Annotated in this window: 17 protein-coding genes; 4 read left to right on the top strand and 13 right to left on the bottom strand. The window is 42.5% G+C overall.

Features of this window, described 5'->3' with window-relative positions; all coding sequences use genetic code 11:
* Nucleotides 1-126: 126 nt before the first annotated feature.
* From BUB99_RS13545 to BUB99_RS13605, 13 genes are all read right to left on the bottom strand, one after another.
* The gene (locus BUB99_RS13545) at nucleotides 127-1,206 is read right to left on the bottom strand and encodes a M20 family metallo-hydrolase (protein ID WP_073123133.1); all 1,080 of its coding nucleotides are present in this window, start codon (nucleotides 1,204-1,206) and stop codon (nucleotides 127-129) included.
* On the bottom strand, nucleotides 1,194-1,976 hold the full coding sequence (argB, locus tag BUB99_RS13550; protein ID WP_073123135.1) for an acetylglutamate kinase: 783 nt from the start codon (nucleotides 1,974-1,976) through the stop codon (nucleotides 1,194-1,196). Before argB ends, BUB99_RS13545 begins: the two co-directional genes overlap by 13 nt.
* 11 nt (nucleotides 1,977-1,987) lie before the next feature.
* The gene (locus BUB99_RS13555) at nucleotides 1,988-2,944 is read right to left on the bottom strand and encodes an N-acetylornithine carbamoyltransferase (protein WP_073123137.1); all 957 of its coding nucleotides are present in this window, start codon (nucleotides 2,942-2,944) and stop codon (nucleotides 1,988-1,990) included.
* Nucleotides 2,941-4,065 (bottom strand): aspartate aminotransferase family protein, encoded by a 1,125-nt coding sequence (locus BUB99_RS13560; RefSeq protein WP_073123139.1) that lies wholly within the window; start codon nucleotides 4,063-4,065, stop codon nucleotides 2,941-2,943. The genes BUB99_RS13555 and BUB99_RS13560 overlap by 4 nt, the downstream gene beginning before the upstream one ends.
* Nucleotides 4,066-4,067: 2 nt before the next feature.
* The gene (proC, locus tag BUB99_RS13565) at nucleotides 4,068-4,874 is read right to left on the bottom strand and encodes a pyrroline-5-carboxylate reductase (RefSeq protein WP_073123141.1); all 807 of its coding nucleotides are present in this window, start codon (nucleotides 4,872-4,874) and stop codon (nucleotides 4,068-4,070) included.
* Between the two features lie 43 nt (nucleotides 4,875-4,917).
* Nucleotides 4,918-5,883 carry an N-acetyl-gamma-glutamyl-phosphate reductase gene (gene argC, locus BUB99_RS13570; RefSeq protein WP_073123143.1) on the bottom strand — a complete coding sequence of 322 codons (966 nt, stop codon included), beginning with the start codon at nucleotides 5,881-5,883 and terminating at the stop codon, nucleotides 4,918-4,920.
* Nucleotides 5,876-7,063, bottom strand: coding sequence for an argininosuccinate synthase (gene argG / locus BUB99_RS13575; protein WP_073123145.1), 1,188 nt, complete (start codon nucleotides 7,061-7,063; stop codon nucleotides 5,876-5,878). The genes argC and argG overlap by 8 nt, the downstream gene beginning before the upstream one ends.
* A complete protein-coding gene (locus BUB99_RS13580) occupies nucleotides 7,060-7,683 on the bottom strand; it encodes a GNAT family N-acetyltransferase (protein WP_073123147.1) in 624 nt (207 codons plus the stop codon). Before BUB99_RS13580 ends, argG begins: the two co-directional genes overlap by 4 nt.
* A 323-nt stretch (nucleotides 7,684-8,006) precedes the next feature.
* Complete coding sequence (locus BUB99_RS13585; RefSeq protein WP_073123149.1) at nucleotides 8,007-8,972, bottom strand: GSCFA domain-containing protein; 966 nt, start codon at nucleotides 8,970-8,972, stop codon at nucleotides 8,007-8,009.
* Nucleotides 8,973-9,048: 76 nt separating this feature from the next.
* On the bottom strand, nucleotides 9,049-9,492 hold the full coding sequence (rplI, locus tag BUB99_RS13590; RefSeq protein ID WP_073123151.1) for a 50S ribosomal protein L9: 444 nt from the start codon (nucleotides 9,490-9,492) through the stop codon (nucleotides 9,049-9,051).
* A gap of 9 nt (nucleotides 9,493-9,501) precedes the next feature.
* Entirely contained in the window at nucleotides 9,502-9,753 is a 252-nt protein-coding gene (gene rpsR, locus BUB99_RS13595; RefSeq protein ID WP_073123153.1) for a 30S ribosomal protein S18, read from the bottom strand.
* A complete protein-coding gene (rpsF, locus tag BUB99_RS13600) occupies nucleotides 9,750-10,106 on the bottom strand; it encodes a 30S ribosomal protein S6 (protein WP_073123155.1) in 357 nt (118 codons plus the stop codon). Before rpsF ends, rpsR begins: the two co-directional genes overlap by 4 nt.
* 352 nt (nucleotides 10,107-10,458) lie before the next feature.
* On the bottom strand, nucleotides 10,459-10,929 hold the full coding sequence (locus tag BUB99_RS13605; protein ID WP_139281015.1) for a hypothetical protein: 471 nt from the start codon (nucleotides 10,927-10,929) through the stop codon (nucleotides 10,459-10,461).
* Between the two features lie 322 nt (nucleotides 10,930-11,251).
* On the opposite strand from BUB99_RS13605, the gene BUB99_RS13610 reads away from it, so the two are divergent.
* From BUB99_RS13610 to BUB99_RS13625, 4 genes are read left to right on the top strand one after another with little or no spacing between them, the layout of a single operon-like run.
* Nucleotides 11,252-11,734, top strand: a complete 483-nt coding sequence (locus BUB99_RS13610; protein ID WP_073123159.1) for a hypothetical protein — start codon at nucleotides 11,252-11,254, stop codon at nucleotides 11,732-11,734.
* 26 nt (nucleotides 11,735-11,760) lie between these two features.
* Complete coding sequence (locus BUB99_RS13615) at nucleotides 11,761-12,336, top strand: hypothetical protein (RefSeq protein ID WP_245816843.1); 576 nt, start codon at nucleotides 11,761-11,763, stop codon at nucleotides 12,334-12,336.
* Nucleotides 12,333-13,169 carry a hypothetical protein gene (locus BUB99_RS13620; RefSeq protein WP_073123161.1) on the top strand — a complete coding sequence of 279 codons (837 nt, stop codon included), beginning with the start codon at nucleotides 12,333-12,335 and terminating at the stop codon, nucleotides 13,167-13,169. The genes BUB99_RS13615 and BUB99_RS13620 overlap by 4 nt, the downstream gene beginning before the upstream one ends.
* On the top strand, nucleotides 13,156-15,579 hold the full coding sequence (locus BUB99_RS13625; protein WP_073123163.1) for a leucine-rich repeat domain-containing protein: 2,424 nt from the start codon (nucleotides 13,156-13,158) through the stop codon (nucleotides 15,577-15,579). Before BUB99_RS13620 ends, BUB99_RS13625 begins: the two co-directional genes overlap by 14 nt.
* Nucleotides 15,580-15,794: the final 215 nt, after the last annotated feature.

Genomic DNA, 15,794 nt, shown 5'->3' on the forward strand with positions numbered 1-15,794 from the left:
GAGTCCTATTATCAAATATTGAAATACATTCATTAAATGTATTTTTTGTCACTATGCTTAAATATCATCCTCTCAACAAATCACAGAGACTTTACAAAGCACTTTTATTAGTCTAAACCCTTCAAACTATATCTCCAGCCCATCCAACAATTGGATGTAAAGCTGTATTCCTTTTTCGATCTCATCGACGTAGATGAACTCATCTGCCGTATGCGACCTTGCCGAATCACCTGGGCCAATCTTGATGGAATCAAAAGGCATTAGCGCTTGGTCTGACATGGTTGGTGATCCATATTTTTTCATTCCTAAGTGATCCCCTCGCAGCACAATAGGATGCGTATTCGATATACCCGATGAGTTGAGTCGCAGCGACCGAGGCTTGAACTCCACGTCGATCTCACGCGCCAAGATTTCTACAACCTCTTGGTTGGAGTAGGCGTCTGTGGTACGCACATCTAGAACAAACTTGCATGAGTCTGGCACGACGTTGTGCTGTGTACCTGCTTCGATCAGCGTGACAGTCTTCTTGATCGGCCCGAGGTAGTCCGATTCTTTCTCGAACTGATAGTTCTTCAATTTCTCTATTTCGGTCAGCGCCTTGTAGATGGCATTGACACCCTCATCACGTGCTGCATGACCACTCAATCCTTTGGCCTCACAGTCGATGACGATCAGTCCCTTCTCGGCAATCGCCATATCCATAAGCGTCGGTTCACCCACGATAGCCAAATCGATTTTGCCTAAAACTGGCAACAGCGATGCTACGCCGTTGGCTCCAGACACTTCTTCCTCGGCTGTCGCTGCTAGGATCAGGTTATAGGGCAAGTTTTCTTGTGCATGGAAATTCAGAAAGGTCAAAATCAACGAGACCAATGGACCACCTGCATCATTACTCCCTAGACCGTGCAACTTGCCATCAATGATCTGCGCTTTGAATGGGTCCAATGTATAAGTCTTGGCAGGTTTGACCGTATCGATGTGGGAGTTCAAAAGTATCGTGGGTTTCTCATCAGAAAAATACTTGGATAGCGCCCAAATATTATTTCCCTGTTGCTGTACCTCTACTCCTTTTTCTTCCAAGAATATTCGAACCACTCGGGCTACATTTTCTTCCTCGCGACTAAAAGACTGCGTCTCTATCATAGCCGCCAATAGTGCCACTGCCTCTCGAGTATACCTGTGATATGATGCGTCTATTTCAAGCATAATGTAGTCCCGGGATAGTCTATAGATTGAACTTTGTCCAACGCCTCGAAGTGACATATTTTCACTGTATCAACGCCCGCATTGATCGCATCAAAAGCATTATCGAGTTTAGGGATCATCCCATCGACAATCACTCCGTCAGCTTTGTACTTGGCATAACCCGCGGGAGTGATCTCAGGGATCACTACTTTGTTCTCAAAGTCACTCAATACCCCTGGCTGCTCAAAACAGTAAACTAAATCCACTTGATAGTGATCTGCTATGCCACGAGCCAATTCAGAGGCGATTGTATCCGCATTGGTATTGAGCAATTGACCTTGATTGTCATGCGTCAACGCACAGACTACTGGCACGATTCCTAAATCAAACAAAGCCTTCAGAAACTCTGCATTAACCTCTTCTACATCACCTACATAACCATAATCAATGGTGGTAACACTTCTCTTGCGAGACCGAATGAGGTTTCCATCCGCCCCAGACACGCCAAGAGACTGAATACCAGCAGACTGTAACTTGGCAACTATCTTTTTATTGAGGCCACTGAAGACCATCGTCACGATATCAATGGCATCAGCATCCGTAATGCGTCTACCCTCTACCATTTTGGGCGGTATACCCATTTTATTTTGCACGACAGAGGCGATATTCCCACCCCCGTGTACGAGTATTTTATTGCCTTTTAGTGCTGCGAACTTCTTCAAAAAGATATCCAACTCAGCCTCTTCGTTGATGACTTTCCCTCCTATTTTGACAACTGTCAAAGACTCCATTCTACGTGTGATTATTTGACGTTAAGTAATTTTTGTAGCACGGCTTGTGCTGATGTAATGCGGTGATTGGCCTGTGCAATCACGATCGAACTCTCATGATCCAGTACCCCATCTGTCGCGATGACATTGCGACGTATCGGCAGACAGTGCATGAACTTAGCTGCATTGGTCAACGCCATTTTTTCTGGAGTGATCGTCCATGTCGGATCTTGCGAAACAACCTGTCCATAGCTCTCATCATTGAAGGCAGACCAGTTCTTGGTATAGATAAAATCAGCCCCGTCGAATGCCTTATTTTGGTCGTATTCTACGGTTGCATTGCCTACGATCCCGGGATCCAATTCATAGCCTTTAGGGTGTGTCAATACCAAGTCATAATCCATTCGATTGCTCCAGTTGAGAAACGAATTGGCTACAGCCTGAGGCAATGCTTTGGGGTGTGGTGCCCATGACAATACAACTCTAGGCTTATCGACTTTCTTGTATTCTTCGATCGTGATCATGTCTGCAAAAGACTGCAAGGGGTGAGAAGTTGCTGACTCCATATTGATCACTGGTACCGAGCAGTGCTTGACGAACTGACTCAATATTTTCTCTTGATAATCCTCCTGCTTGTTGCTCAGAGAAGCAAAGGCTCTGATACCAATGGCGTCAAAATAACTACTCATCACACCAGCAGCCTCGATGATGTGCTCACTGGTATTGCCGTTCATCACGACTCCATCACCGAACTCCAACTGCCAGCCTTCGGTATTGAGGTTGAAGATAAAAGACTCTATCCCCAAATTGAAAGATGCCTTTTGCATACTCAATCTCGTCCTCAGACTTGGATTGAAAAACAAAAGGCAAACAGACTTTCCATTCTTAGTGAACGGACCATCTTGCTCTATTTTTTTCTTTAACTCTACTGCACTTTGGATCCACCCAACGGGATCATCTACATCATCGATCGAGCAAAAGTTTGTCATACTAGTTCTTTTATTGCATTGATTAAAATATCCGCGTCAGCCTTGGTCACCGTCATCGGTGGTAGCAATCGCAACACCTTCGGATCTGTGGCTGCACCCGTAAATATCTTATATTTTTTCAACAATTCGCCTCTTAATTCCTTGACAGGTTCGTCAAACACCAACCCAAGCAACAATCCCTTGCCACGTGCGGACTTGATTGCGCTCACTCCTTCGAGTTCAGAGAGGATGTAATCACCTATCTCTGTGGCATTTGTCATCAAGTCTTCGTCTTTGATCACATCCAAGACTGCATTTCCTGCTGCGCAGGCGAGATGGTTGCCCCCGAATGTCGTACCCAACTGACCAAAACTAGCTTCAAATTTTGGAGTGATGACTACTCCGCCAATCGGAAAGCCATTCCCCATTCCTTTGGCGATGGTGATAATGTCTGGTTGGATGTTCGCATACTGGTGCGCAAAGAACTTACCCGTACGACCATAGCCTGACTGTACTTCATCTAGGATAAATACCGTATCAGTCGCACGGCAAGCTTCCTCTAGTCCTTCTAGGAACTCCGCTCCTGGATCGTTGATTCCACCGATCCCCTGAATCCCTTCGATGATGACACACGCCACATCCTTGGCAGCCAAAGCGTCTTTGACCCCTTCTAGGTCTCCTAATTCAAATAACTGGATATTGTCCGTAAAGTTGACAGCAGCTTGTATTTTAGGATTATCAGTAGCTGCTACTGCAAGTGAAGTACGCCCGTGGAATCCATTTTTGAAAGCGATGACTTTTCTTCTTCCATTTTGAAAAGAAGCTAGTTTCAGTGCATTCTCATTCGCTTCGGCACCAGAGTTACAGAGGAATAGATTGTAGTCTTCATAGCCACTCAACTTACCCAGCTTTTCGCTCAGCTCTTCCTGCTGTGGAATCACTACAGAGTTGGAATAGAAGCCAATCTTACTCACCTGCTCTGTCAATGCTTTCACGTAAGTGGGATGAGAATGCCCGATAGAAATCACGGCATGACCACCATAGAAGTCAAGGTATTTTTCTCCGTCCGTATCATACACATAATTCCCTTCTCCTTTTTCGATCGTAATATCGAACAAAGGATAAACCTTGTAATTCTTCATTGTTATTTATCGGTCATGATTTGAGATATCTTTTCGTAGGATTTCATCAATCCTTTGATCAATGCAGAGCTGAGTCCTTCGTGCTCCATTTCATTTAACCCAGAGATGGTACAACCCTGTGGAGTCGTCACCTTATCGATTTCTTCCTCTGGATGATTGCCCGATTCGAGGAGAAGCGTCGCTGCACCCATACACGCTTGAGTCGCCATATGTTTGGCCTCTGGCGCATCGAACCCTAGCTGAATAGCCCCTTGAGTCGTCGCTCTGATCAGCCTCATCCAAAATGCAATCCCACTCGCACAAACCACCGTAGCGGCCTGCATTTTACTCTCATCGATCACCAGTGTCTCTCCCATCGCGTTGAAAATCTCCTCTGCCAATCCTATCTTAGCTTTACCTGTCCCGTTGGTGGAAATACAAGTCATCGATTCACCTACTGAGATTGCAGTATTTGGCATACTGCGAATAATTGCAATTTTATTGCCTACGATTTCCGCGATCTCACTGATCTTACGGCCTGTGATCGTAGAAATTAGCACATGTCTCTTCTCATCTAGTTCATCCTTTATTTCGTTTAGGATTGTATTGATCTGACTCGGTTGTACGCAAAGAATGATAACATCCGAAGCTCTCACTGCATCAATATTGGATGGGGTCACGAGTACATGAGGGTGCTTTTTCCAACCATCAAGATTAGAGACATTCCTTTTGGTCAGCACCAGCTGCTCTATATCAAAATTGGTTTGGTCTACGAGTCCTTGTGCAATCGATAATCCTAAGTTTCCTACTCCTATTAATGCAATTTTCATCGGGTAATAATTTATATGATGGGTGTGTTATCCTAATTCTTATTTAAAATCCTACGCTCTTGAGCTGTAGTCCTGTTTTTTGATCCAATCCAAACATTAAATTCATATTCTGAACAGCTTGTCCAGAAGCTCCTTTGACCAAGTTATCGATACATGAAGTCACCAAAACGGTATCTCCATGCTTCTCCACATGGATCAAACATTTGTTGGTGTTGACCACTTGTTTCATATCAGGTGCATAGTCCAACACGTGGACGAATGCAGCATCCTTATAAAACTCCCTATACATCTCGATCACTTCCTCTTCACTGAGCGTACATTTGGTGTACAAGCTAGCAAAAATCCCTCTTGGGAAATTGCCACGGACTGGGAGAAATTTCACCTCATGACCGTAATCACTTTGCAACTGCTGAATCGACTGATTGATCTCACCTAGGTGCTGATGGCTAAATGCCTTATAGATCGATACGTTATTGTTTCTCCAACTGAAATGGCTCGTTTTACTTGGGTTTTGCCCCGCTCCTGTGGATCCTGTAATTGCATTGACATGTACATCCTCGTTCAACTCGCCATTGGCTGCTAGTGGCAGAATCCCCAATTGGATCGCCGTAGCAAAACAGCCAGGATTGGCTATTTTAGTTGCCTTCTTGATCGCTCCCAAATTCAGCTCAGGCAATCCATATACAAAACCATCGGCATCAGCCTTGAGTCGGTATTCATTGCTCAAATCTATGATCTTGACACCTGCGGGGATATCATTCCCTTCCACAAACGTACGCGAGTGACCATGTCCTGAGCAGATAAACAATACGTCTACATCAAAATTTAGCTGATCCGTAAAGTCTCCTTCTATATCTCCCACGAGATCCTTGTGTACCGAATCAATCGAATTACCTGCATTGCTCGTACTGTGTACGAAAGCTACATCCGTCTCCGGATGCCCTGCCAATACTCTCAACAACTCACCTGCTGTATAGCCAGCTCCACCTATTATCCCTACTTTAATCATTGTTAATCGAGCTATAAATTTTCGTTTGGTTTGCTAATATCTTTGTAAAGCCTTTGACATCTTCGCCCGACCATCCGTTGTTCATTTCACCATACTGCCCAAAATCCGATGACATCAGATCCTTGTCAGATTCGATCCCTATCACTTGGAAACGGTAAGGTGCCAATTTTACTTTAACAGTCCCTGTAACGTTTCGCTGCGTATTTTCTAAAAACACTTCAATATCTCTCATCACTGGGTCTAAAAACTGCCCCTCGTGTAGTAGCATTCCGTACCAGTTGGCCAGTTGCTCCTTCCAGTGTTGTTGCCACTTGGTCAAGTTGTGCTTCTCTAGCAGGTGGTGTGCCTTCAATATCACGACTGGTGCTGCTGCCTCGAACCCCACACGACCTTTGATTCCGATGATGGTATCTCCGACATGTACATCACGCCCGATTCCATACTTGGATGCAATATCGTTTAGTGTCTCGATCACCTCGACAGCTCCCATGGTTTTGCCATTAAGCCCTTTCAATTGCCCTTTGTCGAAAGACAATTCTACCTCTTCGCTCCCATCCTTTTCTACTTGGCTAGGATAGGCCTCTTCGGGCAATGTCAGATTAGACGTCAAAGTCTCGTCACCTCCAACTGAAGTCCCCCATAATCCTCTATTGATCGAGTATTTGGCTTTCTCCCAAGAGATATTGACACCCTTTTCTTTCAAATATTCTATTTCCGCTTGACGCGAAAGTTTGTTATCTCTGATCGGTGTAATTATCTCTACATCTGGACAGATGATTTGGAATATCAAATCAAAACGCACTTGGTCGTTGCCTGCGCCTGTGCTACCATGCGCGATATAATCCGCATTGATAGACTTGGCATATTTAGCAATCGCCAAAGCCTGAAACGCTCGTTCAGCACTCACTGATAGTGGGTACGTGTTGTTTTTCAAGACATTACCGTAGATCAAATACTTGAGACACTCATCATAGAAGTCCTGAGTTTTTTCAAGATTGACATGCTCGACTACACCGTATGATCTTGCCCTACTTTCGGCCTCTGCCATTTGCTCAGCAGTAAACCCTCCCGTATTGACCAGAGCGGTATATACATCCAGATTCAAACCTTGTAAATAGAAAGCGCAATACGTGGTATCCAATCCACCACTGAAAGCCAACACTACCTTTTTGTTACTCATTTCTTCTTCTGTTTTCTTTGATTCTTGAAATTCGCTAGACGTTGAAAACGCTTCGCAATGATTCCTTTTTCTTTGATTACAAATTTATTGGAAGCTTCGTGAAGAAGCATCCCCGTACAGAGACAATTTCTGCGTTCGTTTCTTTCTAAGATATCGTAATTGGGACAGCTGCGACAGCCGTTCCAAAACTCTGAATCAGTGGTCAGTTCAGAGAATGTCACTGGACGATAGCCCAACTCATAGTTGATCTTCAGTACCGCCAAACTGGTCGTGATACCAAAAATCTTCGTCCCTGGAAACTTCTCTTTAGAGAGCTTGAGTACTTTGAGCTTAATCTTCTTTGCCAGTCCCAAATTCCTAAAATCGGGATGCACAACGAGACCAGAGTTCGCGAGATACTCCTTGTTTTGCCAAGTCTCGATGTAGACGAACCCTGCCAAGTCTCCCTTGTCACTCAAAGCGATGACCGCTTCACCATTGTTGATTTTCTTCTCGACGTACTTTGGATCGCGTTTAGCAATCCCAGTACCCCGCGCTTTTGCTGCGGATTCTATCAACTCACATATAGCTTGGGCATATTTAGCATGCTCAGGCGTTGCATAATGCACTTCAACGTTCATAGTTTATGAACTTAGTTAAGTAAAAAAATAATTGGTGTTTATATATACGATGTGCGACTACCACGTAGGTAATCCTTAATTAATTGACCCCAAAGGGTCTCCTATTCCTCCTAGGGCTAGGAGCAACTGTAGTGAAATCGATATGTGAAGCGAGTGTCTTCATTATATTATAGCCCAAAGAAAGTGGTATTTATTGAAAATACAGCCAATAACCGAGCCATTTCTTAACAATATTGATAAAATTTACGTGAATTTTAAAATTAAGAGTCTATAAATACCATTTTCATAATTAACTACTCCCCTTGCCATACTTTTTAACAGGCTCATAGAGCGGTCAATTGCTGCTCGAACCATGCGTATTCTTCTTGAACATCTACTACGTCCCTCCACGCTGAGAGTTTAGCTTGAGACTGTAATAAAAACTGGCGGTGTGCAGCAGTCTTAGGATTAAAAGGGCGGTGAGCCATAGCTGTACGAATCAAATACCACTGCTTGATAAAGTCTTTACTATGTTCATCCATAGCCGCATGCAAAAAAGAATTCCAGATATACTCTTCTGCTTGCTCAGTCGGGTGCACCATATCAGACTTATAAAACCGATAGTCTCTTAGGTCATCTACCATCACTTCATAAGACGGGAAGTAATACATTCCGTTGTTCTGGGACAATTGATCACAAAGCACGCGGAGCAGCGATTTACTCAGTTGGTTTTCGGTAATCCCGTCTTTGATATGACGTACAGGACTAACGGTGAGTATCACTTTTAATTTCGGGTTATGTTTTTGCAATGTCCCCAATACATCCTGCATGCCTCTGTTCATTTCACCCGACCTTAACATTCGCTTGTCAAACAAATGCTGCGGCTGCTTGTGGCAGTTCGCGACTACCTGCCCGTTGTATTCATAGACGGTTGCGCTACCGAATGTCAGTATCAGCCAATCCGCAGATTGAAGGTAAAACTGTACTTGCTGGCGTTTTACAGCAATCTGCTCCACCAATAACTCCGGATTTTCCGCCCGCACATCAAAATGATAGTCATAGTGACAGCACAAACCATCACGCTCCACAAAACGTGACGTATCAAGCGGAGAGTCCCGCAGCAAGTTCGCCAGAGACACGGGGTTAAAAACCACACCAAAGGGATTGACAAGCGTATCGAATTTAAACTGCTGCAATCGTTCCCCCATCCCCTGTGCAAAACACGAACCGAGCGTCACGATCTGCTGACCGAGCTGGATAGACTCGTTAAAAGATTTAATTTTGATATCGGTTTTGAGGGGTAGCTGCATGATTCTGGTCAAATATAGACACAAAAAAACCTCCGACACAGGTCAGAGGTTTCGTTATCTTGAGTGTTGAGAGTGATTATTCAGCTACTACGTTAACAGTAACCTCATGCTTCACTTCTTTATGCAAATCTAAAGTCACACCGTACTCACCTACGCTTTTGATAGCGGTGTTGAATCCGATTTTCTTACGATCTACTTCGAAACCTTTAGCAGCAAGAGCATCAGAAATCTGAAGTGCAGTGACTGCACCAAAGATTTTACCGCTTTCGCCAGCTTTAGTTTTGATTTCTATAGCACTTTCACCGATCTTCTTCGCCAATTCTTCAGCATCTTGCTTGATTTTTTCTGCTTTGTGAGCAGCTTGACGAACATTTTCAGTGATCATTTTCTTGTTTGACGGGCTACCTATGATAGCGAATCCTTGAGGAATCAAGAAATTTCTACCGTAACCAGGCTTCACAGTTACAATATCATTTTTATAACCAAGGCCTTTGATATCTTCTTTCAATATAATTTCCATGTCCTTGTATTATTTTAATGAATCCGTAACATAAGGTAACAAAGCTAGGTGTCTCGCTCTTTTGACAGCTTGAGATACTTTACCTTGGAATTTCTGACTCGTACCAGTCAATCTTCTTGGCAAAATTTTACCTTGCTCGTTGACGAACTTCAATAGGAAGTTAGCGTCTTTGTAATCGATATACTTGATACCGTTTTTCTTGAATCTGCAGTACTTTTTCTTCCTGTCAGTTCTGTTCATTGGTTCGTTAACTAATGTCATGATGCAGCCTCCTCTTTCTTTTTGTTAAATGCACCGCTTTTTCTCTTTGCATTGTATGCCAACGCGTGTTTGTCTAAAGCAGTCGTCAAAAATCTCATGATTTTCTCGTCACGTCTGTACTCAGTTTCTAGAGCATCAACGATAGTTGTTTCACCTTCGAATTCGAATAGTTGGTAAAAACCTGTTGATTTGTGCTGAATCGGATAAGCTAACTTTTTCAAGCCCCAGTTCTCTTCGTTGGTGATCTTAGCACCATTGTCTTGGAGAACTTTTTTAAACTTTCCGACAGCATCCTTCATCTGATCATCAGACAAAACGGGAGTTAAAATGAATACCGTCTCGTAATTTTTCATTATGAAATATTTAGTTTTAAAAATCGAGGGGCAAAATTAGAAAAACATTATTTGAAATACAAGGGTATTTTGAGATACTACAAGAGTGAAACGCAAAGACTAATTTAGGCTCACTGAAAAACATTTATGACTTAAGCTGACAGAGAGTTAGGAGATGAATATCTTGTTTGAAGTGCAAAAAAAAGCCAATGACCTCCCCTCTACGCGAAAGGAATATCTTCATTTGATTCAAAAGAGGCTAAAACGGAGAAAAGCTATCCACAAGACCATCAGCAAGCAATTTCGGTATTTGTGCAGAAATCTGAATAACATTAAACACCTAAAATCTCGCTTCTTTTCTAGTATTCGTTAACTACTCCCCCATCACCAATAAAGAGAAATCACGACAGGTTTCAGTGCAACTCACCTTAGTACTATCAATGATACTGCGATACTCTTGTATAGAGCTTTGGTATGAAGTAATTAAACCCTCTGCACTTTGTATCTTATCATCTATATCGGCAGATGCTTCACCGTTCTCTAATACTAACATTAGCTCTTGTATATCCAGCCCTACATTTTCTATATCCTTAATTTTTCCATCCATGATCTCCTGAACCTCCAGCAAGACATCACCATGTGCCAAACAAGCTTTTTTCAGAACATTTACTTTCGCCATCGTATGGTCATCCAGCGTATCTGACAGCTCGGCATACATCCCATGATACATGGATTTCCAATCTGAAATCTCCTGACTAGCCAACACAGACAAATCACTAGCATCCTGCGCTGTGATCTGCCACTCGGTACTCAAAGTTTCGATAGACACTCTGTATTTATCCACTGAACTGCAACTATACAGTCCACTTATGACAACACACATAATCCAAATACTCGCTCTTGATATAGTCATATCTATAGTTATTTGGTGTAATAATAAGAAAGGAGCTGGTTAAACCACTCAAATCGACTGACTATATCCACCAGAGTAACCACATCAATCCCATTCTTATATCGACAGTTGGATTCTTAAATCGAGAATATTATTTCATCAAAACAAATATTTTCACTTCATATATGAACTGGAACACTATTTGCTCAGTAGGAAAAGGTAAATTTATACGTGATTTCATTTGAATCACTAACTATACATAACAATAAGAACAATGACAAAACACATCAGTAATATCCCCTCTTGGTCTATGGTCATCATATTGGCCTTACTCGTTGGTTTTTCCTCTTGTAAGAGCAAGAAAAAACTCACCAAGTCTAGTGATGCACCTATAGTCACCACGACACAAGAAGTGGAACCTATCGAAGAGCCTGAAGAAAAACCCGAAGTAGAACCTGTAGAAAAAGTACTCAGTAAAGAGGAAAAACTCACCAACTACTTTAATGCCGTAGCTACTTCATCATCTACCGCATCTGCTAATGCGAGTATCGAAGAAGCTCTCACGATGTTTGGCAGACCTGACGCACCAGTATTAATCGTCATCTATAAGGATGGTAGTGAAGCAGGCTATGATGAGCCTACCACGATAGATAACTACCTGCACTATCTCAAGGATACCAAAAACAACAAAGCAGTCATCGAAGAAATCGTTTATGACGACAATGGCCAAATCAAAGAATTGGTTCTTAAAAAATAATCCACGCAAATTAGAATATTAACACCATGCAAATCATAAAATACACAGCACTATCACTCTTGCTGGCACTGACAACTAGTGCCTTTGCGCAGACGAACATTAACCCAAGTAGAAAACAGGCGATAGACTCGCTCGCACTAGAGAAAGTTAAAGACCTGAGTAAGTATATCAGTATCATAGGCAGCAAGGATACCCAGTTTTCTGAAGCCAAGCGTGTCATGGATAGAGCCGAAGAACTATTCGCTGAGGATAGCGAAATGGGAGTTTCGTCTCTAGAAAGTGAAGAAATCAGCTATTTCAAAGTGCGAGACTACTTTGAGCGACTAATGGCTCTCAACTATGACAAGGTCAAAATCCAATGGTACGACATACACTATGTCAGTGATCTAGAGCAGCAGCCTGACGGTACTTATGTAGGTGTGATTACGATCTATCAACGATTCGAAGGGACGTCCAAAGATGGTAGCCTCAGTTACAAAGACACCACCAAAAAGGACATCACGATCTATGTCAAAAAGAAAGAAACGCAGATCGCGGGTAGAATCATCGAATTTTGGGATGTACTCTTAGGAGACATCAAAGTAACAGAAACAACTGCATGAGAATCTTATTAGCATTCATCCTAGGGATATGCACTATGCAGTCATCGGTGGGCCAAGGTAGGCTCACCGATGATATGCGTGAAACCCAGGAACAACTCAACGCCTCAACCAAACAAATCAACCAGTTTTTCAGACGCTTCAATGGTGAAGAAGACAAAAACGGCAAACGCTACTACGAAACGGACAAGCAATACCACAGTACCAACCTCCGTAATCAATACATGCCTGTCTTGTTTGACACACAGACGGGACAAATAGATCGAAAATTAGCCGAGAAATTCATCTCTACAATCACAGACAAAAAGTCTCCCGTCTTCTTAGATTTTCATCAAGACGATTGGCTCGCAGAGGTCAATACGACCTTTACTTACAAGGGGAAGAAAGTACCTGGCACCTTATATATGCGACTACAGCAACAAGGGCAGGGTTATGAGTGGATCATAGATAATGTCTCCTTTGATGTTTTTAGCAGTAAATTCGACAAGGATACCACGGAGAGTAAGAAATTTTTACATCCCATGAGTCACGAACTGGAGTTCATGACCCTGCGCAAAGCCTTTGCTGACAACCAGCACAATGAGCAGTTCACAGGAAAGGATTTCGAAACAGACTACTTAAGTATTTTTCTCTACGAAATGAATATGGGTAATCTCAAATTCGTCACCGTAAAGAATGTGTCCTTTCACTTCTTTTCTGTAGAAGGCTATTACTTTTCACTCGCTAATTTTAACCGATCGGGCTACAACTCTGGCTGGCTCATTTCTAGTCTCGTTGCACTTGCTAACGAAGATGAAAAACAACAAATGAAGAATTACCTCTATGGCAAAAATTAATATACTGCGCTACACACTCATGCTCTTTGGTGCACTATTGACAACCTTCCCTTCAGCAATAGCTCAAGAAAATCAGCCTGTGGACTCTTCTCGCTACGATGAAGTCAGAAGTCTTGTTGGTTTCTACGAGTTCATGCTCAATTCCATCGGGTCTGCCACCAGCTCTACACGTGACAAGGAAGTCATCATTACGCAGAGTTACAAAAAAGTATTTGGCAATCCCGATGTACAGATCGAGGACGATTTAGTTCATGACCGAAAAGTCATCACTAACAAAAACGTAACCGCTTATCTGCGAGATGTAGATTTCTTCTTTCAAGGAATTCAATTTGATTTCGAGGATATCAAAATAGATAGAGTAGCGAAAGAAGGAGGAGACTTTTATTATCTCGTGGCTTTTGAAAACCGTATCAATGGCACCACTTTAGAAGGAGAAGACTACACGAGTATCAAACAGCGTTTTATAGAAATCAACAGTGATATTGAATCTGGAGATCTCAAAATCGTCAGCGTCTACAGTACTAAAGTTAGCCGCGAAAAGGAACTGCAACTATGGTGGACAAGTCTATCTTATGGATGGATCAAAATCTTTAAAAGCTATGTCCCATTCGAAGGAGATAGTGCTACCAATACTATCCTCAAAAGGATCGCTAACCTTGATAGTCTAGACCTCTCTGGCAACCAATTGATACAAAACATAGAACCGCTGGCTGCACTACGCAACCTGAAAACACTCAACATCAGTAACACCAAAATCAACGACCTTAGCCCTCTACGCTACGCCAGAAACCTACACACCCTCAAAGCAACCAACACCCCACTCCTAGATGTAGATGCGTTGGAGTACTTTGAGCAGCTGTATGAGCTGAATCTGTCCGAATCACAAGTCATGGACATCAGTGCATTGTCACGGTTAATGCAACTCAAAAGACTCAATCTGTCACAAACTCGGATTTATGATTTCAGTGTCTTCCAGCAAATGACATCACTCACCCATGTCAACCTAGCCAATAGCCTACTGACTGATCCAGAACTACTTTCAACTAATACGGCACTGATAGAGGCTGATATATCCAGCACGGCGATTGTAGATTTAGCTGCATTTAAAGCTATGTCGCAGCTCACCATGCTCAACGTATCTGAAACAAGCATCAGATCGCTAGAAGGACTGAAAGGACATCCAAGTTTAGAAACCTTATTCATTAATCAGACTCAAATAAAGAACCTAACACCTCTTTTGGGATTACCAAAACTAACTAAGGTCTATGCTGATCAAACCGGTATCACCGAACAAGCCGCCTCGACCTTCATGGCACAAAAATCCAATACCCTCGTCATCACCAATAGCGAGCAAATCATGAAGTGGTGGAAATCACTACCTGGCAACTGGCAAACCGTATTCAGCTCTATCATCAACCAAGAAAGCCCTAGCAAAGAACAAATCATTCAGTTGATCAACATAGACTCTTTAGACGTATCTGGTCAAAATCTACAGAATGCCAGCCCACTGCTGAAATTCAAAGGATTGAAAATGCTAGATATTAGCCAAAATCACTTCCGTGACTTTTCCTTTACTAAGGACATGAAAGAACTAACATACCTGCGTGGTGAGGAACTACCTGTCGAGTCAACTGATGGACTAGATCAAAACACGCAACTACAGTTTTTGATCTTAACACAAAGTGGGATACACGATATGAAAGCTCTCTCCTACCTCAATCAACTGGAGCTCGTTGACCTAGACCAAACTTTTGTAGACGAATCTCAAGTCAGTGAGTTCTTAAAATCAAACCCAAAAACAGTGGTCATCTATCAATCAGAAACACTCAAAAACTGGTGGGATAGTTTGACCGAAGATTGGAAAACTATATGGTCCTTGAAAAAAGTAGATACTTATCACCTACACGCCCTCATAGAGCAACAGGAAGTATCTATCAGCAATCTATCCGTCTCTACACTGTCTCCGTTGAATATATTCATCAACCTACAAAAGATAACCCTTGACCGTGTCAGCATGACGAGCCTAGACGAACTATATGTACATGCAGACCTGCGATCACTCACCTGTACCAACGGACCCTTACAGAGCCTGAGTGGAATTACGCAGCTCAAAGAATTAACGTATCTCAACATCTCTAATACAGCCATCGAAGACTTAAAGGAACTTGATGGGTTAAAATCGCTCAAAGAGCTCAACTGCTCCGGAACAGGGATCTCCAAAATGAAAGGCATTGAAGCACTCTATGGGCTCACTACCCTCAATGTGAGCAATACCCGCATTTGGAGGCTGGACAGGCTCAGTGATTTGGAAAACCTCCAAAAATTAGTATGTAACAACACCCGATTGAGAGACTTTATCGTAGATCAATTCAAATCTGACTTCCCGAATTGTGAAGTAGTCTATTATTAACAACCTCATTTATAACAATTTGACCTTTATTAGAACTCCATGGTTTAAACCCTGCTTGCTAGTATGAAGGAAAGTAGGGTTTAAACCCTTTTAGTACTCTATCGCTCCCCTCACTACCCTTACTTATTTTCAGAAAACCCTTCGAAGTATATACTACCAATGGTAGGATGACAAATATTCAAATCGTATTATTGCAATAAAACAATACTGCATAA

This window comes from Reichenbachiella agariperforans, assembly GCF_900142205.1.
Lineage (GTDB): Bacteria > Bacteroidota > Bacteroidia > Cytophagales > Cyclobacteriaceae > Reichenbachiella > Reichenbachiella agariperforans.